This window comes from Streptomyces sp. NPDC048275, assembly GCF_040652275.1.
Classification (GTDB): domain Bacteria; phylum Actinomycetota; class Actinomycetes; order Streptomycetales; family Streptomycetaceae; genus Streptomyces.
In genome coordinates, this window is sequence record NZ_JBEZLR010000028.1 from 39,038 (window position 1) to 59,707 (window position 20,670).

General features: G+C 69.6%; 15 protein-coding genes and 3 pseudogenes. 12 read left to right on the forward strand and 6 right to left on the reverse strand.

What is annotated here, in order from left to right:
• Positions 1–249: 249 nt before the first annotated feature.
• The 3 genes from AB0D57_RS18740 to AB0D57_RS18750 are packed head-to-tail and all read right to left on the reverse strand — an operon-like array spanning position 250 to position 2,173.
• Complete coding sequence (locus AB0D57_RS18740; RefSeq protein WP_362073454.1) at positions 250–1,056, reverse strand: thioesterase family protein; 807 nt, start codon at positions 1,054–1,056, stop codon at positions 250–252.
• A gap of 42 nt (positions 1,057–1,098) precedes the next feature.
• The gene (locus tag AB0D57_RS18745) at positions 1,099–1,425 is read right to left on the reverse strand and encodes an AzlD domain-containing protein (RefSeq protein ID WP_362073457.1); all 327 of its coding nucleotides are present in this window, start codon (positions 1,423–1,425) and stop codon (positions 1,099–1,101) included.
• Positions 1,418–2,173, reverse strand: a complete 756-nt coding sequence (locus AB0D57_RS18750; protein WP_362073460.1) for an AzlC family ABC transporter permease — start codon at positions 2,171–2,173, stop codon at positions 1,418–1,420. The genes AB0D57_RS18745 and AB0D57_RS18750 overlap by 8 nt, the downstream gene beginning before the upstream one ends.
• Before the next feature lie 79 nt (positions 2,174–2,252).
• Between AB0D57_RS18750 and AB0D57_RS18755 the strand changes: the two genes are divergently transcribed.
• Positions 2,253–2,690, forward strand: coding sequence for an Lrp/AsnC family transcriptional regulator (locus AB0D57_RS18755; RefSeq protein WP_362073463.1), 438 nt, complete (start codon positions 2,253–2,255; stop codon positions 2,688–2,690).
• A gap of 66 nt (positions 2,691–2,756) precedes the next feature.
• Here the strand turns inward: AB0D57_RS18755 and AB0D57_RS18760 are convergent.
• Together AB0D57_RS18760 and AB0D57_RS18765 are read right to left on the reverse strand one after the other, a co-directional pair.
• Positions 2,757–2,988 (reverse strand): annotated as a pseudogene (locus tag AB0D57_RS18760) (NADPH:quinone reductase); the annotation flags it as partial.
• Positions 2,989–2,990: 2 nt separating this feature from the next.
• Positions 2,991–3,218: pseudogene (locus AB0D57_RS18765) on the reverse strand (recombinase RecQ); the annotation flags it as partial.
• A gap of 177 nt (positions 3,219–3,395) precedes the next feature.
• On the opposite strand from AB0D57_RS18765, the gene AB0D57_RS18770 reads away from it, so the two are divergent.
• The 7 genes from AB0D57_RS18770 to AB0D57_RS18800 all read left to right on the forward strand — a co-directional run bounded on the left by AB0D57_RS18770 (position 3,396) and on the right by AB0D57_RS18800 (position 14,645).
• A complete protein-coding gene (locus AB0D57_RS18770; RefSeq protein ID WP_362073466.1) occupies positions 3,396–5,069 on the forward strand; it encodes a DUF4192 domain-containing protein in 1,674 nt (557 codons plus the stop codon).
• Positions 5,070–5,730: 661 nt separating this feature from the next.
• Entirely contained in the window at positions 5,731–7,863 is a 2,133-nt protein-coding gene (locus AB0D57_RS18775) for a glycogen debranching N-terminal domain-containing protein (RefSeq protein WP_362073469.1), read from the forward strand.
• Between the two features lie 131 nt (positions 7,864–7,994).
• The gene (locus AB0D57_RS18780) at positions 7,995–8,753 is read left to right on the forward strand and encodes an NUDIX hydrolase (protein WP_362073472.1); all 759 of its coding nucleotides are present in this window, start codon (positions 7,995–7,997) and stop codon (positions 8,751–8,753) included.
• 122 nt (positions 8,754–8,875) lie between these two features.
• Positions 8,876–10,828: an ATP-binding cassette domain-containing protein gene (locus AB0D57_RS18785; RefSeq protein WP_362073475.1), complete on the forward strand. Its 1,953-nt coding sequence runs from the start codon at positions 8,876–8,878 to the stop codon at positions 10,826–10,828.
• A 3-nt stretch (positions 10,829–10,831) separates the two neighbouring features.
• On the forward strand, positions 10,832–11,719 hold the full coding sequence (locus AB0D57_RS18790) for an FCD domain-containing protein (protein ID WP_362073478.1): 888 nt from the start codon (positions 10,832–10,834) through the stop codon (positions 11,717–11,719).
• Positions 11,720–12,158: 439 nt separating this feature from the next.
• Positions 12,159–13,694, forward strand: a complete 1,536-nt coding sequence (locus tag AB0D57_RS18795; RefSeq protein ID WP_362073481.1) for an RNA polymerase sigma factor — start codon at positions 12,159–12,161, stop codon at positions 13,692–13,694.
• Between the two features lie 132 nt (positions 13,695–13,826).
• Positions 13,827–14,645, forward strand: a complete 819-nt coding sequence (locus tag AB0D57_RS18800) for a serine protease (protein ID WP_362073484.1) — start codon at positions 13,827–13,829, stop codon at positions 14,643–14,645.
• 327 nt (positions 14,646–14,972) lie between these two features.
• Here AB0D57_RS18800 and AB0D57_RS18805 read toward each other — a convergent pair whose 3' ends face one another.
• Entirely contained in the window at positions 14,973–15,203 is a 231-nt protein-coding gene (locus tag AB0D57_RS18805) for a hypothetical protein (RefSeq protein WP_362073487.1), read from the reverse strand.
• A gap of 441 nt (positions 15,204–15,644) precedes the next feature.
• Here AB0D57_RS18805 and AB0D57_RS18810 point away from each other — a divergent pair, with 441 nt between their 5' ends.
• The 4 genes and pseudogenes from AB0D57_RS18810 (at position 15,645) to AB0D57_RS18825 (ending at position 20,654) form a co-directional block, all read left to right on the forward strand.
• On the forward strand, positions 15,645–17,768 hold the full coding sequence (locus tag AB0D57_RS18810) for a DNA topoisomerase IV subunit B (protein ID WP_362073491.1): 2,124 nt from the start codon (positions 15,645–15,647) through the stop codon (positions 17,766–17,768).
• A gap of 447 nt (positions 17,769–18,215) precedes the next feature.
• Positions 18,216–18,471, forward strand: a pseudogene (locus AB0D57_RS18815) (helix-turn-helix transcriptional regulator); the annotation flags it as partial.
• A 105-nt stretch (positions 18,472–18,576) separates the two neighbouring features.
• Positions 18,577–19,065 (forward strand): DUF485 domain-containing protein, encoded by a 489-nt coding sequence (locus tag AB0D57_RS18820; RefSeq protein WP_362073494.1) that lies wholly within the window; start codon positions 18,577–18,579, stop codon positions 19,063–19,065.
• Positions 19,062–20,654 (forward strand): cation acetate symporter, encoded by a 1,593-nt coding sequence (locus AB0D57_RS18825; protein WP_362073497.1) that lies wholly within the window; start codon positions 19,062–19,064, stop codon positions 20,652–20,654. Before AB0D57_RS18820 ends, AB0D57_RS18825 begins: the two co-directional genes overlap by 4 nt.
• The last annotated feature ends 16 nt before the right edge of the window (positions 20,655–20,670 follow it).

Sequence of the window (20,670 nt, forward strand, 5' to 3'; positions counted from 1 at the left end):
CCGCACCGGCCGACCTGTGCCGCGTGGTGACGCCCTCGATGAATGGGTCGGCGTGGCCGCGGTTGCGCGTGCGTTCGCCGTCCGGGTCCGGCAGCTTGGCTTCAGCTCGCAGTCGAGTCCTTGGCCGGCGCGTCCATGGAGAGGTCGACGAGTCGACGGGCAAGGCCGGCTCCGACGCTTCACCTTGGGCAACAGCGGCTCGATCATCGCCCACGGCCCCGCACCGACTTCCGAGGGCTTCGTCCGCGCTCACTGGTTCGGTATGGGACGGACGGTGAGGATCTGTTGTGCGTGTCCGACCGGGCCGTTGAGGTCGTGCAGGACGGTGCTGGTGAGACCTTGGCCGGTGGGGCCGAAGGTGACCGTGGTGTCCAGGCCGGTCCAGTGGCCTTCGGGCCGGCGGTGGAGGTGGACGGTCAGGTCGACGTTGGGGTACATCCAGGCGGTGGGCGGCTGTCGTACGGCGATGCCGTTGGCGGTGTCGACGAGGGCGAGGTAGGACGCGAGCGGGCTGCTGGGCTCGCCGGCGACGAGGCCGACACGGGTGGAGATCCAGGCTGCCGTACGGCCCGGCCGGGGTGGCGCGAGCGGGCGGACATCCAGGGAGGCGATGTACCCGCCCGGCCACACCGAGGTCATCGGCCAGGAGCCGAACCCCTCGGGAGGGGCGAGCCGGTCGTCGGGGCCGCCGGCGACGGCGGAGGTGTCGATGGTGGCGAGGAGCCAGGCTCGGGCCCGGACCACGGGCTGGTCGGCGATGAGTACGACTGCTTCGATCAGCTCGATGGTGCGGCCAGGGCGGACGGTGTCCACCCGGATCTCGCACTCGTCGAGGGCGAGCCGCCCGAGGATGTCGTAGCTGATTCGGGCCAGGACCAGGCCGGTGTCCGGCCGCGCGGCCAGATGGCGGTCGATGGCGTGGACGACGAGGCCGCCGAGCGGGCTGAAATGCTGTTCGTCGGGATCCCAGGCCCCGCCCGCGTGGGTTGTCGGCTTGTAGCGGTGCTCGTCGATGCGCTCGTAGTAGCTGTCGGGGGCCGGGGTGAAGGTGTTCAACGGACGTTGCTCCTCGGGCTGATCGCGGCTGATCACCGCTGGTCACAGGGTGTTGAGCAGGACGACGTAGAGGGCGGTGCCGATGCCCACGCTCAGGATCGTGCGGTGGCCGAAGGCCAGGTGGACGCCGATGGTGACCGCGACGGCGAGGAGCGCGTATGCCATTCCGTGCGGGTCGGTGGTGATCGTGCCGTGCAGGGCCGTGACGGCGAGGATCGCCAGGATGCCCACCGGCATCCACACCGACAGTTGCTGCACCATTGCCGAGCCGCGCAGCCTGCCGAGTACCGCGAAGGGCAGGGCGCGCAGGGCGAGGGTGATGGTGAAGACGATCGCCAGGACGGCGATGAGGTACGAGGTGCTAGGCATCGGTGGGCTCCTTGGCGGGGCGGGGTGCGGTGACCGCGTGGCGCACCAGGAGCAGGCCGGCGAAGAGCAGCAGCGCGGTGAACATGGCGAGGCCCGGGGTCAGTACGAGCGCGACGGTGGCACTGGCTCCGGCGAGCAGGACCGAGGGGACCTCGCGGCGGGAGCGGAAGGCGTCCAGGGTGAGCACGGTGAACAGGGCGCAGAGCGCGAACTCCAGGCCCTTGATCGGCGCGGGCAGCGCGGCGCCGAGGGCGACGCCGACCAGGCCGCCGCCGACCCAGTAGATCTCGCAGGCGATCTGCATTGCGAGTAGCCGGGGTCCGGAGCGTTCGGTCTCGGGCAGCGAGGCGTTGACCGCATACGCCTCGTCGATCATCGCGTAGACGGCGTATGCCTTCGCGGCCGGGTGCTTGACCAGGTGGAGGGGGAAGGAGAAGGCGTAGAAGACGTGCCGGAAGTTGACCACGAGTACGGTCAGCGCGACCGCGGCCAGCGGCGTGACGGTGGCCATCATGCCCACCAGCAGCAGTTCCAGCGAGCCGGCGAACGCGGCCAGGGACAGGGCGGGTGTGAGCCACCACGGCAGGCCGGCCTGGAGGATCAGCAGGCCGAGAGCGATGCCCAGGGGGAAGATCCCGAGGCCGGCGGAGAAGGAGTCACGGACTCCTTCGGTTATCTGCTGGCGCCGGGAAGCCGGGGCCGGGGCGGCTTCCGGTACCGGTGCGCGGGTCAGAACGTCTTGTTGCATCTGTTTATCGTCTCGAAAAACGCACCACATGTGGTTGCAAAGATTGCTCATTCGTCAGTCTGGGGTGCAATCTTTTGTCGTGGATGCGATCGATCTGGCAATCATTGCCGAGCTGGAGCGGGATGGACGGCTGACCAACGTCGAGCTGGCGCAGCGCGTCGGGCTCACGACCGGGCCGTGCCTGCGGCGCGTCCAACGCCTGGAAGCCGACGGTGTCATCCGCGGTTATCGGGCCGTCATCGACCCGGCTGCCGTGGGCCGCTCCTTCGAGGTGCTCATCGAGCTCAGCCTCGAAGCCCAGGACGCGCAGACGGTCGAGCGCTTCGAGCAGACCCTCACGCAGGCCGAGGAGGTCATCGAGCTGCGCAGGCTGTTCGGCATCCCGGACTACTTCGTGCGCGTCGCCGTCGCCGACCTGCCCGCTTACGAGACCTTCCTCAGCCGGCGCGTCATGACCATCCCGCGGATCAAGAACGTCACCTCGCACTTCACCATGAAGACGGTGAAGACGGCCTGACACGGCCTGACACCTGGGCCGAAACCACCTGTCAGGGGCGGCGGTCATGACGCGCCGACGGACCGATCAGCGAGGGAAGGTGACCAGCGCCCGTCCCCGGCCGCCTGCGTCGACGCGGTCGTGGGCCTTGGCGATGTCGCCCCAGCGGGTAGCGGTCGCCGACCTCGACGGTGAGGGCGGCGACGGCTGCCGCGGCGGCGAGGGCGCGGGTGGCCCGGCGTTTGGCCTCTGCGGGGAAGTCGTCACTGCCGGGCAGGCGCAGGGTGACGTTGTTGAACAGCCGTGGTCAGAAGGGGATGTGAGCGAGAGGAGCGGCGAGACGACGACGGTGGGCCCGGTGCCCCGCTCCGCGCAGCGGCTCGGTCGCGACGAAGTGCACCGCGGACTTGCCTCACTCCGCGCGCTGCGCGACCAGGGCTCTGGGCTTCTCGGCTACTGGGGCATCGAGGGCACGCCACTGATCCTCGCGCAGCCGGGCGGCGCCCGCCGGGGCACCGACGAGCGGGCGAGTACGGCGTCGGCCGCGATGTGCGGGTCATCGTCGGCCGTGGGTCCGGGTCTTCGTTGGTCATGCCCCCAGGCAACCCGATGGATCGGACATCGCGTGAACCTGCCTGCCGCCTTGTGGACAACTCATGTCGTGTCCATGGTCGTGGTTATCCACAGGTCGCAGCGGGATTTCGAGATTCGCGGGATGGTCACGGCATGACGAATCACGACGAAGCGGCCGGTGCGTCCGGCAACGGTGACATCGGCGGGCATGGTCTGCACGGGGGAGATGGCGGGCACGGTCTGCACGCAGGAGAGGGTGGGCGCGGCGGGCACGACGATGGTGCCGCGGGCGGCGCGCGGAAGGGGCGGCCCGGGAGCGGAGGGCCCGATCTGCCCAGCGAGCACCAGGTCACTCTGCGGTCGCCGGCCGAGCTGGCCGATGCCCTGCCGTACCTGCTCGGGTATCGGCCGGAGGACAGCATCGTGCTGGTCGCCCTGCACGACCGAGAGCGGCGCGGTCGCTTCGGCGGGCGGGCGCGGCTCGGCATCCCCGCCCACGCGGACGATTGGCCTTCCGTGGCCGAGCAGCTGGCGCAGGGTTTGGTGAAGGGAAGCGAGCGCAGAGGTGCCCGGCCCGAGAGCATGGTCGCCTACCTCTGCCTGGAACCGGAGAGCGGAGAGTCGGGACGGGACGTCATGGAACGTCTGCGGCCGCTGGCGCAGTTGCTGCGGACGGCCTGCGGTCGCCTTGACGTCCCTGTGATCGAGGCCCTGTGTATTTCCGACGGTCGCTTCTGGTCGTACTGCTGCCCGGGCCAGGGGTGCTGTTCGTCCGACGGGGAGCCGATCGGTTTGCCCGGCACCTCCGTCATCGCCGCCGCCGCGACCTACGCGGGCCTCCAGGTGCGGGGGTCCCTGCGGGAATTCACGGCTCGGCTCGTTCCCTGGGAGAGCGCGGTCGCGCTGGAGCAGGAGGCCGCGCTCGACACGGCGAGCATGGCTCTGGTCCCCAGGATCCTGGACGACGAGAGTCGCGCACATGTGGCTGCGGAGGCCCTCGAGCTGGCCCGGCAGGTCATGAAGCGGCTCGCCGACGCTCCACCGGTGTCCGGCACCCGCCCGGCGGACCTCCGCGACGACGGACTCCTGGAGCACGACGAGGCCGCCACGCTGATCCTCGGTCTTCAGGACCGCACGACCCGTGACCGTGCCGCCGAGTGGATGGAAGGGGACGAGGCGGGCCCGGCCTTGCGCCTTTGGCGAGCGCTGGCCCGCCGCTGCGTCGGCTCCTACAGCGAGCACGCCGCGGCACCTCTCACTCTCGCGGGGTGGGTCGCTTGGTCGACCGGCGACGAACTGGAGGCCCGGGAAGCCTTGGCCATGGCCCTTGGAGCCGATCCCGACTATCTCTTCGCCCGACTTCTGCACCAGGCGTGCAACGAGGGCCTGGACCCGGAATCGATCCGCCGCTGCCTGCGCGCGGAGCGTACCGGGCGCACCGGGGCGCAAGCGGAGCAAGCATCGGAGCCCGCTCTCTCGGCGCCGCGCGATGGTGACGGGCCGAGGTCGGGCTCGGGACGGCCAGGAGCAGCGGCCCCTTCCGAGCAACTCGACGTGGTGGTGCCGTCGACGGGCTCCGGCGCAGCCGGAGCCACGGCGCAGTCCTCGGGCACCGCAACCCGTCGCCGACTTGGGGCGCGTTCGGCAGGAAGCGGGGGAGCACGTCCGAGTCGTCGGTCCCCGGGGGCGGGCAGTCTCCATCGGCGCCGGCCCGCCGACGAAGCCTCACCCGCCGGGGACGGACCGGGCCGAGCGCCCGAGGGGACGAGCGGTCGGCCACGGGCCCGCCGTGAGGCCGGTCGGCGCGGTGCGGGGGAGGAGACATGAGCGCCGGAATCAGGGTGAGGTGGCGAGCAACAGGCCGGGTGAACGGCCTGGTGCCCTTGGTACGGGGTGCCGCTCCGTGCCATGCGACGGCACGCGCTCACCTCCGTGCCATGGGTGGCAAACGATGTTGCTGCCGCGCCGAAGGCGAACCGCACGCTCACCACGACGAGGTGCATGACTCCCTCGCGGCAGTGGACCGTCACGGCGAAGGTTGCTCCCACCATGCCGATGACGAAAGGCGCTTCCATCCTGCCGGTGATCGCCAGGGCTCCCACCGAGCGGTGGGCGGGCAGCACTCCCACCGGGCCGTCGGCGAGCAGCAAATTCAGCGCGCCGATGACCTATGGGACGCCCATCGCGCCGTTGGCGAGCAGTGCGCCCACCGAGCCGATGGCGCGTGTGTGCGTCTCCCCACCCGTTTGCCACATCCCCTGGGTGCACCGACCGTGTCCCGGTCGGCCTGGACGCGGTCGGCCGACCACCTCACCGCCATTCGGTCGGCTTCACCGGCCCAGAGCGTGACCCGGAGCCGCGCCATGCCGTTCACCTGTGTGGCGGTATCCGTGGCCGGGCCGTGCCGCCGCAACACCCCGACCCTCCGGAGCCCCCAACCCGGCGCCGAGCGCGCCCAAGGCGCACCGAGCGCGGAGGAAGCCGCCCCATGCTCTTGCCCAATCCGTCCTCCAGCCCTGATGGCGACCTTCCGCCGGGTCGCCCGACTGCGCAGCCCTTCACGCGTCGAGGTGGTTCGTCGGCCCAGTTCGCCGGAGCGGAGAGCGCTTCGAGTTGCTTCAGCGGGGCGGGCGGTCCCGCAACTCGTCACGCGCCCAACGCACCGCGCCGGACCACGCACCTGCCGCCGGCGCACACCGCGCTGATCTGCGTCGCCCTGCCGGGACTGGCGATCTCCACGGAACAGGGGCAGCTGACCGGCCATGGGCTGGAGGGTTTCTACTGTGGAGGTCGGCGGATACTTTCCCGCTGCCAGGTGCGGGTGGCGGGGCGCGAACCGCTCGCCGTGCAGGCCCGGATGGTCGCGGCCGACCGAGCCCGCTTCGTGGGTACGGTCCGCGCGTCTGCCGACGGTGGCCCGGATCCGAACGTGGTCGTGGAACGGACACGCTCCGCGGACGGCACGGAGCGGATCACCCTGCAGAGCGCCGCTCCGCGCACCCTGCGCCTGCCCGTCGAGGTCGCCCTGGGCACGGATCTCGCGGAGCTCGGCTCGGTTGCCTCGGGCCGTGCCGGGCCCGAACTGCCGGCCAGCGTCCACGACTCGGGCCTGCGATGGTCCTGCGCAGCGGGAAACTCGGCAGTTACTGCCGACCCTCCGCCCGCCGATGCCCTGGCCTCCGCGGGGCTGCTCCGGTGGGAGATCGAACTGCCGCCCGGCGGAGCGCGAAGCGTGGAGCTGCGGGTACGTCCGGACGGCGCGGGGCCCATCAGGGCGGTGGGACACGGTGCGACGAGCCCGCTGTCCCAGGCCCGGGCGGTGAGCGACGACCCCAGGGTTCCGGCGTTCCTGCACACCTGTGTCGAGGATCTCCAGGCGCTGCTGCTGCGTGACCCCGTCCACCCGTCCGACACGTACCTTGCGGCAGGGGCGCCGTGGCGCTGCGGCCTGGCCCCGGCCGAGGCACTGGTCGCGGCCCGGATGACGTTGCCACTCGGCGCTGGGCTCGCCGCGGGCACTCTGCGGACTCTCGCCCGCACCCAACTCGCGGGTCCCGGACAGCAGTCCGGCCTGATCCCCGGACCGCGCCGGGACGCGGGCCCGCACCTGCCTCCGGGTTGCACGGCCACCGAAGCGACCCTGCTGTTCCCCGTGCTCCTCGCGGAAGCCCGGCGCTGGGGCCTGGCGGAGCATGAGACGGCGGAGTTGCTTCCCGCAGCCGAACGCTGCCTCACATGGCTGCGGGCTGCCGTCGGCGGCGGTACCTACCTGCCCGATCCGGACCCTGGCGGACCGTTTCGCTGCGAGACGCAGGCGCACGCCCATCGGGCGGCACTGCTGGGCGCCGATCTGCTCGACGCACATGGCAGGCCGGGTGGTTTGGAGCTGCGGCAGTGGGCGCAGGAGCTGCGGACCGCGTTCCGCGAGGAATTCTGGGTCGACGACCGGGGTGGTGGCAGACCGGCGGCCGCCCGAGCCCTGGACGGGCGCCTTGTGCTGCGCCTCGGTGCGGGTAGCGTCCACCTCCTCGACACGGGGCTGCTCGGCTCCGGCGCGCTGGCACCCGGCCTGCTCGACAAGGCGCAGACGGAGCAGCTTGCCCGGCTGCTCGGCGGCCCGGCCATGGACTCTGGCTGGGGGCTGCGCAGCCTGGGCGTGAGGGAGGCGGCGTACAACCCCTTCGGCCACCGGGGTGGCGCCGTGCGCGTTCAAGAGACCGCGATCGCCGTCTCGGGACTGGCCGCCGCGGGCTACGAGAAGGAGGCGGGCGCGCTGCTGCGGGGGCTGCTGACAGCGTCCGAGACCTTCGGGCACCGACTGCCCGAGATGTACGCGGGGGAGCAGCGCACGGAGGCCGGCGCACCCCTGCCGCATCCCGCGGCCTGCCGACCGGCGGCCACGGCAGCGGCAGCCGGGGTACTGCTTCTCACCGCTCTTGCCGGGATCCGCCCCGACGTCCCGGCCGGGACGGTGACACTGCGCCCGGTCAGCAGCGCACCGCTGGGCGAGCTCGGGCTGACCGGACTGCGGATCGCGGGCGCCCCCTTCTCCGTACGCATCAGCAGGCTCGGTCTCGCCATGGTCGAGGAGGCGGCCGATTGGCTGCAGTTGGGAGTGTGACCTTGCGGGACGCGCCTTCGGACGGGGATGGGCAGCGGCTGGTGGGACCCGTACCGGACGGAAGGGGATCAGCGGTGGAAGCGGCCTGCGAAGGGCGTGTTTATCGTCAGGCAGACGACTATGATCGCGGCATGCCCTACGACCCGTCGGCCTTTCCGCCCTTTGCCGTGACCGTGGACCTGGTCGTGCTGACCGTGCGTCGCCATGCCCTGTGCGCGCTGGCGGTGCGGCGGGGTGAGCAGCCGTTTCAGGGCCGGTGGGCGCTTCCGGGCGGCTTCGTGCGGTCCGACGAGGATTTGGCGCAGGCGGCGGCGCGCGAGTTGGTCGAGGAGACCGGGCTGTGTGCCCACGACCCATCCGCCCCGGCACAGGACAATGGCGCGCACCTGGAACAGCTGGCGACCTACGGCGACCCCAAGCGTGACCCGCGGATGAGGGTGGTCAGCGTCGCCCATCTCGCGCTGGCTCCCGATCTGCCCGCACCGAGGGCCGGTGGTGACGCCAACAGCGCGCGCTGGGCGCCCGTGGAGGAGCTGTTGCAGCAGGGTGGTTATGCCCGCGACGGTGAACAGGCGGCGCCTCTCGCCTTCGACCACGCGCAGATCCTCTCGGACGGTGTGGAGCGTGCCCGGTCCAAGATCGAGTACTCGTCGTTGGCCACCGCTTTCTGCCCGACCGAGTTCACCGTGGGCGAGCTGCGCCGTGTGTACGAGGCCGTGTGGGGTGTGGCACTCGATCCGCGCAACTTCCACCGCAAGGTGACGGGCACACCGGGTTTCCTCGTGCCTACGGGCGGCACGACCACGCGCCAGGGCGGTCGACCCGCTCAACTGTTCCGAGCGGGCGGCGCCACGTTGCTCAATCCGCCGATGCTGCGGCCCGAGGTCTGACGAGGGGAGAGAGGGAGAGCCCGACTCGGGGCCGGGGCGTTCTCGCGAGAGAGATGAAGGCCGGGCCGCGATGAGCCTCAGGCTGCCCGAAAAAACGGAAATATAGCGCTATCTTGCTGTGAGTGATCCAGGCCATCGGATTGACCAGCAACCCCTGTAAGGATTTTCCAGCCGCTGTCGACGACGTGTCCTTCGAGGCGCGCGCGGGCCGCGTCACCGCGCTCCTCGGAGCCCCTGGCGCGGGCAAGACGACGACGCTCAGGCTCATGCTCGAACTTCAGCAGGGCCGCGGAATCGCCTACTTCAGAGGCCGCCCGCTGCACCGGATCGCCCATCCGTCGCGCGAAGTCGGCGTGCTTCTGGGTGAGGTGCCCGGCCATCCCGCGCGCACGGTCCGCGGACAGCTCCGCATGCTGTGCGCCGCCGCCGGTGTGCCGGTACGGCGTGCCGACGAAGTGCTCGAAGTGGTCGGGCTCGTCAGCCTGCGCGACGAACGCCTGCGCACCCTTTCACGCGGCATGGACCGCCGCCTCGGTCTTGCCTGCGCACTGCTGTCCGACCCGCACACCCTCGTCCTCGACGATCCCGCCGACGGACTTTGCGCCCGAGAGGGCCGCTGGCTGCACGGGATACTGCACGCGCACGCGGCCCAGGGCGGCACCGTGCTGTTCACGACGGCCGATCCCAAGGAGGCCGCGCGGACCGCCGACCGGGTCGTCACGCTGGAGGAGGGCCGACTCGTCGCCGAGCAGGAGGTCTCGGACTTCGCTCGCACCCGGCTCCGTCCCCGGGTGGCCGTCCTCAGCCCGCACGCCGCCCGTCTCGGCGCCCTGCTCACCAAGGAAGCCCGCACCGCACAGCGTTCCGTCGAGATCGTGCGAGAGGAGGGAAACCGGCTCTCGGTGTACGGCAGCACATGTGCCGACGTCGGTGAGACCGCCTTCCGGCACGGCATCCTCGTACACCAACTCGCCGACGAGATCGGCGACATGGGATCCCGGGCCGCGGCGCCCGACGACGGTGGCGCGCGCACTGCCGACGAGCCGAGCCTGACGGGCGCGCGCACTGCCGACGAGCCGAGCCCGACCGAGTCGCCGACCGCGGAGACTCTGCCCCCGCTCCCGCCGCCCATCGCCGTACGCCAAGCCCCGAGCCCGCTGCGTCCGCTGCGCTACGAACTGCGGCGTGCCGCCGGAGTCGGCACCGGCTACCTCACCTTTGCCGCTGTGCTGGTCACGTCCGCGCTCCTGTCCGTATTTCTGGCCAGAATCGGTCACACGTCTCAGCCGCGCCTGCTGGCCGCTTGGCCGCAGCAATGCCCCCTGCCCCCCGCGGCGCTCGGCGCGGGGCTGCTCGGGGCGATCGCCTCCGGCGAGGAATTCCGCCACCCCGCCCTGGCCGCGGACCGCGGCACCGTCCCCCGTCGCCTGGGACTGCTCGCCGCCAAACTCCTCGTCGCCTCGGCCACCGCCCTGATACTGGCTTTCCTCACCGTGGGCTGCGACCTCGAAGCGCTCTATCTCGTCTACGGACGGGAGCTCACCGGAGTTCCCGCCGACTGGCTTTCCCTGAGCGCGAGTTGGATCGGACTCGTGGTGGGCTGCGCCTGGGCGGGGGTGCTGGCGGCGGGCATCTTCCGTGCCACGTCCGCCGGGCTCGCAGCGGTGCTCGCCGTGCCGATCGTGGTCGTACCGCTCGTACAAAAAGCCTTGGAGGGGCCGTCCGTACGGACGGCGGCCGGGTTTCCGGAGCGACTGTGCGAGCTCGTGCTGATGCAATGGCCGTTCGGTGGGGAGCGCTATCTGGCCGCCGGAGCGCGGCTGATCGCCCAACCCGTGGGTGGTGCACTGATGTTGTCGCTGACCGCGCTGCTCTGCGCATATCTGCTCACGACCCTGCGGAGCGGGGTTCGATGGCGACCGTCCGTACCCTTCCGTTCCCGCCATGCACACAACTCCCCGGAGAACGCCCATTTCTTTCCGATAAGGCGTCAATTGCGACGGGGTGAGCGATCACCCTTTCGTGTGCTTTTCACCAAAGACCTCAAGGGAGTTGGGGACAGCGCCGACAAATGATCCGTGAGTACCCTTGCGCACACCATGATGACCGCCGCCCGCTCCGCAGACTCCGGCCTGACCGGCCCGGGCGAACTCGACCGCTACCCCTACGCCGAGACCCCTGGTGCCGAACGTGTCGGCGCCTCCGCGTGGGAGAGCGCGGACCCGGAGCTGGGCCGCGTGGGCCGACGCGCCGCGGGCAGCCGCGGACGCGGACTGCACGGCCAACTCGTCCAACAACTGGGCCAGATGATTGTTTCCGGCGACCTCGGCGCGGACCGCCCGCTCGTCCCCGAGGAGATCGGACAGCGGTTCGAGGTCTCCCGCACCGTCGTCCGTGAATCGCTCCGCGTGCTCGAAGCGAAGGGCCTGGTCAGCGCCCGCCCCAATGTCGGTACGCGGGTGCGCCCCGTCAGTGACTGGAATCTCCTCGACCCGGACATCATCGAATGGCGGGCCTTCGGGCCGCAGCGCGACGACCAGCGGCGCGAGCTGAGCGAGCTGCGCTGGACGATCGAGCCGCTCGCCGCGCGCCTGGCCGCGGGGCACGGGCGTGAGGAGGTCCAGCAGCGCCTCGGCGACATGGTCGAGATCATGGGCCACGCGATGGCACAGGGTGACTCGCTCACCTTCTCGCGGGCCGACGCGGAGTTCCACTCGCTGCTCATCCAGGTCTCGGGCAACCGCATGCTGGAGCACCTTTCGGGGATCGTCTCGGCCGCGCTCCAGGTCTCCGGCGGCCCTGTCGCCGGCTGTGACCGGCCGAACGAGGCTTCCCTGGGGCACCACGCTCGGATCGTCGACGCTCTGGCCGCGGCCGACGGCGCGGCGGCCGAGGCGGCCATGCGGCAGTTGCTCACCGTCCACCCCGAGGTGGAGCGCGTGGTGCCCGCGCCGCGCGAGCACTGACCGCGGCCCGAGGGCGGCGTGGTCGGGGGCATGTGCCCTCTCATGGCATCGCTTGGTCGGCGAACCGGTCCTGTCGGACCCCGCCGGACCCCGTCGGATCCTTCCGGGACCCGACGGGGTCCGGCGGTGCGATGAGGTGATGAACCCATCGGTTTGCGGTGATGGGTCCACCGGCTACCCCCATCTGGCCGTATCTGGTCGTTTTTGAGTGCTTACGGGGTGTGACTCGGGCCACGCAGATTGGGCGTAACGCTCCTCGGAACTGCGCGATGACCTAAGAGGTGACAGCCGAGGAGGGAATACGGACGCCGCTTACGGCGCTGTGCTTCTTCCCGGCCCCCGCCCGCGCCGTCGGCCCATTCCCAAGTCGGCGGTCGTCGGTTCCTGTCCGCAGTGGACGGGGCCGGAAGCCGTTTTCCAACGTTCCGAGAGGTTGTTCGTGTCGGCCAGCACATCCCGTACGCTCCCGCCGGAGATCGCCGAGTCCGTCTCTGTCATGGCGCTCATTGAGCGGGGAAAGGCTGAGGGGCAGATCGCCGGCGATGACGTGCGTCGGGCCTTCGAAGCTGACCAGATTCCGGCCACTCAGTGGAAGAACGTACTGCGCAGCCTCAACCAGATCCTCGAGGAAGAGGGTGTGACGCTGATGGTCAGTGCCGCGGAGCCCAAGCGCACACGAAAGAGCGTCGCAGCGAAGAGTCCGGCCAAGCGCACCGCCACCAAGACGGTGGCGGCGAAGACGGTGACCACCAAGAAGGCCACCGCCACCGCCGCCCCGGCGGTGCCCGTCGCCGACGATCCGGCTGAGGACGCGTCCGCCAAGAAGGCCACTGCCAAGAAGACGGTCGCCAAGAAGGCCGTCGCGAAGAAGACGGTCGCCAAGAAGACGGCGGCCAAGAAGACCACCGCCAAGAAGGACGACGTCGAGCTGATCGACGACGAGGCGGTCGAGGAGACTCCGGGCAAGCCCGGCGCCGAAGAGCCCGCCGAGGACGGCGCCCAGGGCTTCGTACTGTCCGACGAGGACGAGGACGACGCGCCCGCGCAGCAGGTCGCCGCGGCCGGCGCCACCGCCGACCCGGTCAAGGACTACCTCAAGCAGATCGGCAAGGTCCCCCTCCTCAACGCCGAGCAGGAGGTCGAGCTCGCCAAGCGCATCGAGGCCGGTCTGTTCGCCGAGGACAAGCTGGCCAACGCCGACAAGCTCGCCCCGAAGCTCAAGCGCGAGCTGGAGATCATCGCCGAGGACGGCCGCCGCGCCAAGAACCACCTCCTGGAGGCCAACCTCCGTCTGGTGGTCTCCCTGGCCAAGCGCTACACCGGCCGCGGCATGCTCTTCCTGGACCTCATCCAGGAGGGCAACCTCGGTCTGATCCGCGCGGTCGAGAAGTTCGACTACACCAAGGGCTACAAGTTCTCCACGTACGCCACCTGGTGGATCCGTCAGGCGATCACCCGCGCCATGGCCGACCAGGCCCGCACCATCCGTATCCCGGTGCACATGGTCGAGGTCATCAACAAGCTCGCGCGCGTGCAGCGCCAGATGCTCCAGGACCTGGGCCGCGAGCCCACCCCGGAGGAGCTGGCCAAGGAACTCGACATGACCCCCGAGAAGGTCATCGAGGTCCAGAAGTACGGCCGCGAGCCCATCTCCCTGCACACCCCGCTGGGCGAGGACGGCGACAGCGAATTCGGTGACCTCATCGAGGACTCCGAGGCCGTGGTTCCGGCGGACGCGGTCAGCTTCACGCTCCTCCAGGAGCAGCTGCACTCCGTCCTCGACACCCTGTCCGAGCGCGAGGCAGGCGTCGTCTCCATGCGTTTCGGTCTCACCGACGGTCAGCCGAAGACCCTCGACGAGATCGGCAAGGTGTACGGCGTCACGCGTGAGCGCATCCGCCAGATCGAGTCCAAGACGATGTCGAAGCTGCGTCACCCGTCGCGCTCGCAGGTGCTGCGCGACTACCTCGACTAGGTCTCGGCCGTACGGCACTGAGGGCCCGACTCCCGCTGGGGAGCCGGGCCCTCGGTATGTGTGCGGCGTGCGTGACATAGCCCGCTGAATCACTCTGGGTACTCCATGGTCATCCCAGAGTGAGGAGCGCGAATGTGCCGTCCCATCGCCCCAGCGCTGGCCCTTGCGGCCGCGGCGGCCCTGATACCCCTGTCGTCCCCTGCCCCGGCGGCTGCCGACAGCGTCGTCGTCGGCGGCTTTCCGGTCGACATTTCCCAAAGCCCGTGGACGGTGGCGCTGTCCAGCCGTGACCTGTTCGGAGGTACGCGCGCGGGGCAGTTCTGCGGCGGCGTGGTGATCGATCCGTCGATGGTGCTGACCGCGGCCCACTGTCTGAGCCAGGCTGTGCTGGGGGCGCCACCTCAGGAGGTCCGTGACCTGAAGATCATCGCCAACCGTGGCGACCTGCTCTCCGGTAAGGGTCAGGAGATCTCCGTGCGCGACACCTGGGTCAACCCGGGGTACGACAGCTTCACGAACGCCGGGGACTTCGCCGTGCTCACGCTCGCCTCCCCGCTGCCCGAGAGCGCGGTCATCCGCATGGCGCCCTCCAAGGACACCGCGTACACGCCTGGTACGGCCGCCATGGTCTACGGCTGGGGTGATACGACAGGCGGCGGCGACTACGCGCTCAGCCTGCGTGCCGCTCCCGTGAAGGTGCTGTCCGACACCCACTGCAAGCAGGCGTATTCGGGTGGCGCGGACGGAACCTATCGGGCCGACTCCATGTTGTGCGCCGGGGAGATCGCGGGTGGGCGGGATGCCTGCCAGGGGGACAGCGGCGGTCCGCTGGTCGCCCAGGGGCGGCTAATAGGCCTTGTGTCGTGGGGCAGCGGCTGCGGGCGGCAAGGAAGCCCTGGGGTCTACACAAGGGTCTCGGGCGTCGTCAGGTCGCTGAGCCGGGCCCGCTGAGGCGCCGGCGGGAAGTAGTACGAACGGCAGTCGCCCCGCGTGAGCGGTATGCGCTGCAGCTTTCGGTGCGCGGGCGGAGCGGCGTGCCGCAGCTCTAGGTGGACGGGCTGCAGCGGTCTGCGCTGCCGCCCGTGGGTGCGCGAAAGCGGCGCACGGCAGGGCAGCCGCTCGGAGGACGAGCAGACAGCAGACGATACGAACCGCGAAACCGCGGTCGCTCTGGGCGCACAGGGAAGCGGTACGTATACGGGTGGCCACCCCCGGTAGTGGGGGCGGCCACCCGTACACCGGCCTATGCCGGGGCTGGCTCGTCGTTGATGCGAAGTGTCAGCGCTCTTCGTCATTGGACGTCGCCGGGACCGACGTCAGTCGCTCCGTCTCGTCCTGTATCTCAGCGGCGATCTTCTTGAGTTCCGGCTCGAACTTGCGCCCGTGGTGGGCGCAGAAGAGCAGTTCACCGCCGCTGCTGAGGAGGACGCGCAGATATGCCTGGGCGCCGCAACGGTCGCAGCGGTCAGCGGCCGTCAGCGGGCTCGCGGGGGTCAGAACAGTAGTCACGTCGCCTCTTCTCTAGCTCGACGAGCTGTCGTACCAGGGTCAACATCCAACCAGGCCGAAAACGTTCCCGCTCGTGGCTTTTCCTCGAAAATTTCTCTCCGGGGCGGTTGTCTGCTGCCAGGTGGCGGCGAATGGGCCGTATTGCGTGTCTTCGTGTCTTACGGGTTCGCGCGGTCTGTCAGGGTCGATCCTCCCGGCTGGCTTGCCGGTTGTTCATGAGGACGTGCCCGGAGCCTAAATGGTTCATGCCTGGAAGGGAACGTGATATGTACTTCACTCCATCGAGGGATCGAACACCCATGCGACTCTGGACTAGTCTGAGTTTCATGCGAGGGTGGCGTTACAACGGCTCTACCAGGCCTCGGTACCCTCTGAGCGGTGACCGAAGCCGGACCCTTACCCATTAGGGTCCCATCTGAAATTCAGCGAGGAGCGAACCGCGTGACCGCCGAGACGTCCGTGCCGTCCACAGCGTTGCTGACCGGAGCAGACCGGGACGGTTCCAACTACACCGCGCGGCACCTTCTCGTCCTCGAGGGGCTCGAGGCCGTGCGCAAGCGCCCGGGCATGTACATCGGATCGACCGACAGTCGCGGTCTGATGCATTGTCTCTGGGAGATCATCGACAACTCCGTCGATGAGGCACTGGGGGGCTACTGCGACCACATCGAGGTGATCCTGCACGACGACGCCTCGGTGGAGGTGCGGGACAACGGCCGCGGTATCCCGGTCGACGTGGAGCCCAAGACCGGTCTCTCCGGCGTTGAGGTCGTGATGACCAAGTTGCACGCCGGCGGCAAGTTCGGCGGCGGCTCGTACGCGGCCTCGGGTGGTCTGCACGGCGTGGGCGCATCCGTGGTGAACGCGCTCTCCGCCCGGCTGGACGTCGAGGTCGACCGTGGCGGCCACACCCATGCGGTGAGCTTCCGGCGCGGCACTCCCGGAGCGTTCAAGGCGGACGGTCCCGACGCCGGCTTCGACGCGACCAGCGGGCTGCGCAAGCTCAAGAGGATCCCCAAGACCCGCACCGGTACGCGCGTGCGCTACTGGGCCGATCGCCAGATCTTCCTCAAGGACGCCAAGCTCTCTCTGGAGAACCTGCACCAGCGCGCCCGTCAGACCGCCTTCCTGGTGCCGGGCCTGACCATCGTCGTCCGCGACGAGTTCGGGCTCGGCGAGGGCGGCAGCAAGGGTGAGGAGTCGTTCCGCTTCGACGGTGGAATCAGTGAGTTTTGCGAGTATCTGGCGACTGACAAGCCCGTCTGTGATGTCCTCCGCTTCTCCGGGCAGGGCACCTTCAAGGAGACCGTCCCGGTCCTGGACGATCACGGGCAGATGACGCCGACCGAGGTCACCCGCGAACTCGGCGTCGACGTGGCGATGCGCTGGGGCACCGGCTATGACACGACTCTGAGGTCGTTCGTGAACATCATCGCCACGCCCAAGGGCGGCACGCATGTCGCGGGCTTCGAGCAGGCAGTCACCAAGACGGTCAACGAGGTGCTGCGGGCCAAGAAGCTGCTGCGTGTCGCCGAGGACGACATCGTCAAGGACGACGCCTTGGAGGGCCTGACCGTCGTCGTCACCGTCCGCCTCGCCGAGCCGCAGTTCGAGGGGCAGACCAAGGAGGTGCTCGGTACCTCGGCGGCCCGCCGCATCGTGACGAACGTCGTCTCCAAGGAGCTCAAGGAGTTCCTCACCTCCACGAAGCGGGACGCGGCCGCGCAGGCCCGGGTCGTCATGGAGAAGGCCGTCGCGGCCGCTCGTACGCGGATCGCTGCCCGTCAGCACAAGGACGCGCAGCGCCGGAAGACGGCCCTGGAGTCCTCCTCGCTGCCCGCCAAGCTCGCCGACTGCCGCAGCGACGACGTCGAGCGCAGCGAGCTCTTCATCGTTGAGGGAGACTCCGCGCTCGGCACCGCCAAGCTCGCGCGCAACTCCGAGTTCCAGGCGCTGCTGCCGATCCGCGGCAAGATCCTCAACGTTCAGAAGGCGTCCGTCACGGACATGCTGAAGAACGCCGAGTGCGGTGCGATCATCCAGGTCATAGGTGCCGGGTCCGGCCGGACCTTCGACATCGACGCGGCGCGCTACGGGAAGATCATTCTTCTTGTCGACGCCGATGTCGACGGCGCGCACATCCGCATTCTGCTGCTGACGCTGTTCCAGCGCTACATGCGGCCGATGGTCGAGGCGGGGCGGGTGTTCGCTGCCGTACCCCCGCTGCATCGCATCGAGCTCAGCCAGCCCAAGAAGGGGCAGGACAAGTACATCTACACGTACTCGGACCGCGAGCTGCGGGACACGCTGCTGGAGCTGCAGCGCAAGAACGTGCGGTACAAGGATTCGATCCAGCGCTACAAGGGTCTTGGCGAGATGGACGCCGATCAGCTGGCCGAGACGACGATGGACCCGCGGTACCGGACTCTGCGCAGGATCAATATCTCCGACCTGGAGGCGTCCGAGCAGGTGTTCGATCTGCTGATGGGGAACGATGTGGCTCCTCGCAAGGAGTTCATCTCCAGCTCCGCGGCGACGTTGGATCGGTCGCGCATCGACGCGTAGGCGCTGCGCTCGCGGCCGCCGGATCCGGCGCGGGCCCGGCAAGGAAGCCGCTGCTCGATCCGCACGTGAGCGAGGGGCTGTGCTGTGCGACGTACCGGCACGGCCCCTGCCGCGGGTGGGGCGGCTGCGGGAGCGGTCGGGCTGAGGATCGGCGCTTACCGTCCGGCGTTTGAGGACGAGGCCGTTCAGGCCGCAGCAGGAGGCCTGGGGGTGGAGCCCCCAGGAGATGGGAATGGGTAAGGGCGGCGGGGGTGAAAACCGGCCCCCCGCGGGAAACAGCGCCTGGAAACAGTGCCGTGCGGGGCTCCACCCGTGGGTGGAGCTCGGGCCGGTTACGGATCCACCCGTGATCCCCCCTTGCTCCGATCTGTTGACCTGCCGGTTTCCGTAGCGTCGAAGGCGTCGACAGCGCCCGCTGCCGGTACCCGCCTCTGCTCGCCCACGGAGGCCCTGATGTCCGGGCTCGTCGATGCTTTGGCGATCTTCGCCGAGCATGCAACGGCGGCTGCTGGAGCGGCTGTCGGAGCCGGAGTCTGCGCCGGGTGTTCCCGCGCATCAGGAGATCGCTCGCAAGCCGCATGTCTCCACCGCCACCGTGAAGACCCACATCAACAGCCTTTTCGCCAAGGCGGGGCTCAAGGGCCGTGCTCAGGCGGTCCGTTACGCCTTCGGGAAGTGTCTCGTAGGGCCACCGGTGGGTTGAGTCATCCGATGGGGTGAAGAGCGCGGAGAGAAGAGTCCGGGATCTTCCTGATCTGTCCATCCTTGAGCACGCGACCGAAAGAGGGTCGCGGACAAGGAGAGTTTGGTGGAGAAGCACGACGGTCGCGATACCGGGGAACTCCGGTTCGACGACCCCTGGTACGACGCGCTCGCCTCCGGCTGGGGCGAGTTGGACGGCACGGGAGCGGTTGCTCCCGCTGTGCCGTCCGCGCGCACGGAGCACGACGGCCGGGCGGGCGGGACGGCCGACGTCTATCTGGAGGTGCAGCGTAGCGCGGCGTTTCAGGAGGTGCGCAGCCGGTACCGGAGGTTCGTGGTCCCGGGCGTCGTTGTGTTCTTCACGTGGTACGTGGGCTATGTGGTGACCGCCACGACGGCACCTGCGTTGATGGCCCGGCCTGTCGCCGGCGCCGTGAACGTGGCGATGGTGGCGGGGCTCGGGCAGTTCCTCACCACGTTCCTGTTCACCTGGGCGTACGCACGGCATGCGCGGCTGCGCAGGGACCGGGCCGCGCTCGATCTGCGCTGGGACACCCAGGAGCTGACACGAAGTGTCAGAGGTGGTGAGCTGTGACCGGCAACCATCAGACGCTGGCCCTGCTGCTGTTCAGCGCATTCGTGGCGGTGACGCTGGCGATCACGACGTGGGTGAGCCGCAACCGGCATGGTTCGGCGGAGGAGTTCTATGCAGGTGGGCGGCTCTTCTCTCCGATGGAGAATGGGTTTGCCATCTCGGGTGACTACATGTCGGCGGCGTCCTTCCTCGGAGTCACGGGACTCATCTCGCTCTACGGCTACGACGGGTTGTTGTATGTCGTCGGGTTTCTGGTCGCTTGGCTGGTCGTCCTGTTCCTGGTCGCCGAACTGGTGCGCAACTGCGGCCGGTTCACGCTCGCCGACGTCATCGCTGCCCGAATGAGCGAGCGACCGGTGCGGATCGCGGCGGGAACTTCCTCGGTGACTGTGTCCGTTCTGTATTTGGTGGCGCAGATGGTGGGTGCGGGCAGCCTCGTCGCGCTGCTCCTAGGGGGTACGAGCGAGGCGGCGCGGAACTGGACGGTGGTCGGCGTCGGCGCCCTGATGGTGATCTATGTGTCGTTGGGAGGGATGCGGGCCACCACCTGGATTCAGATCGTCAAGGCGGTCCTGCTGCTGGGCGGCGCCATCGCCCTGACGGTGCTCGTCCTGGTGCGGTTCCACGGGGATGTCAATCAGCTGCTGCGTTCGGCGGCGGAGCGCAGCGGGCACGGCGACGCGTTCCTTGCGCCGGGGCTGAAGTACGGCGGAGACTGGACCGCGCGCTTCGACTTCATCAGCCTGGGCCTCGCGCTGGTGCTCGGCACGGCCGGGTTGCCGCACATCCTGTCGCGTTTCTACACCGTGCCGACCGCGCGGGCGGCACGGCGGTCGGTGGTCTGGTCGATCGGGCTCATCGGAAGCTTCTACCTGATGACGATCGTGCTGGGCTTCGGGGCGGCCGCGATCGTCGGTCCACAGGCGGTGCGCGGGTCGAACGCGGCGGGGAACACGGCGGTTCCACTGCTCGCGCTCGATCTGGGCGGCGGTGCCAATTCAACCGGAGGAACGGTTCTCTTCGCGATTGTCGCGGCCATCGCCTTCGCCACGATCCTCGCGGTCGTCGCCGGCATCACCCTGGCGTCCTCGGCGTCCGTGGCCCACGACCTCTATGCCTCGCTGCGACGCCGACGTGCGAAGCCGCGCAGCGAGGTCGCCGTGGCGCGTACCGCGGCGGTGGGCGTCGGCGTGGTCGCGATCGCGCTCGGGCTGCTCGCCCGCGATCTCAATGTGGCCTTCCTGGTAGGCCTCGCCTTCGCGGTCGCCGCGTCCGCGAACCTGCCGGTGCTGTTGTACTCGTTGTTCTGGCGGAGTTTCACGACGCGCGGCGCGGTGTGGGCGGTATACGGGGGTCTGGTGCCCGCGTTGCTGCTGGTGTTGCTGTCGCCGGTGGTGTCGGGGAGCCCCGAATCGCTGTTCCCGGGTGTGGACTTGCAGTACTTCCCGCTGCAGAATCCCGGCCTGGTGTCGATCCCGCTCGGCTTCCTCGCGGGCTGGCTGGGCACGGTCACCTCGGCCGAACCGCCGGACGAGGCCAAGCACGCGGAGACCGAGGTGCGGTCGCTGACGGGTGCCGGGGCGGTCTGAGGGCGCCTGTCGCGAC

What these genes read in the sequence shown, in the direction of transcription:
- AB0D57_RS18780 (WP_362073472.1), top strand. Translation starts at nt 7,995, where the DNA reads ATGCCCTACGACCCGTCGGCCTTTCCGCCCTTTGCCGTGACCGTGGAC.
- AB0D57_RS18745 (WP_362073457.1), bottom strand. Translation starts at nt 1,425, where the DNA reads ATGCCTAGCACCTCGTACCTCATCGCCGTCCTGGCGATCGTCTTCACC.
- AB0D57_RS18800 (WP_362073484.1), top strand. Translation starts at nt 13,827, where the DNA reads ATGTGCCGTCCCATCGCCCCAGCGCTGGCCCTTGCGGCCGCGGCGGCC.
- AB0D57_RS18750 (WP_362073460.1), bottom strand. Translation starts at nt 2,173, where the DNA reads ATGCAACAAGACGTTCTGACCCGCGCACCGGTACCGGAAGCCGCCCCG.
- AB0D57_RS18770 (WP_362073466.1), top strand. Translation starts at nt 3,396, where the DNA reads ATGACGAATCACGACGAAGCGGCCGGTGCGTCCGGCAACGGTGACATC.
- AB0D57_RS18775 (WP_362073469.1), top strand. Translation starts at nt 5,731, where the DNA reads ATGCTCTTGCCCAATCCGTCCTCCAGCCCTGATGGCGACCTTCCGCCG.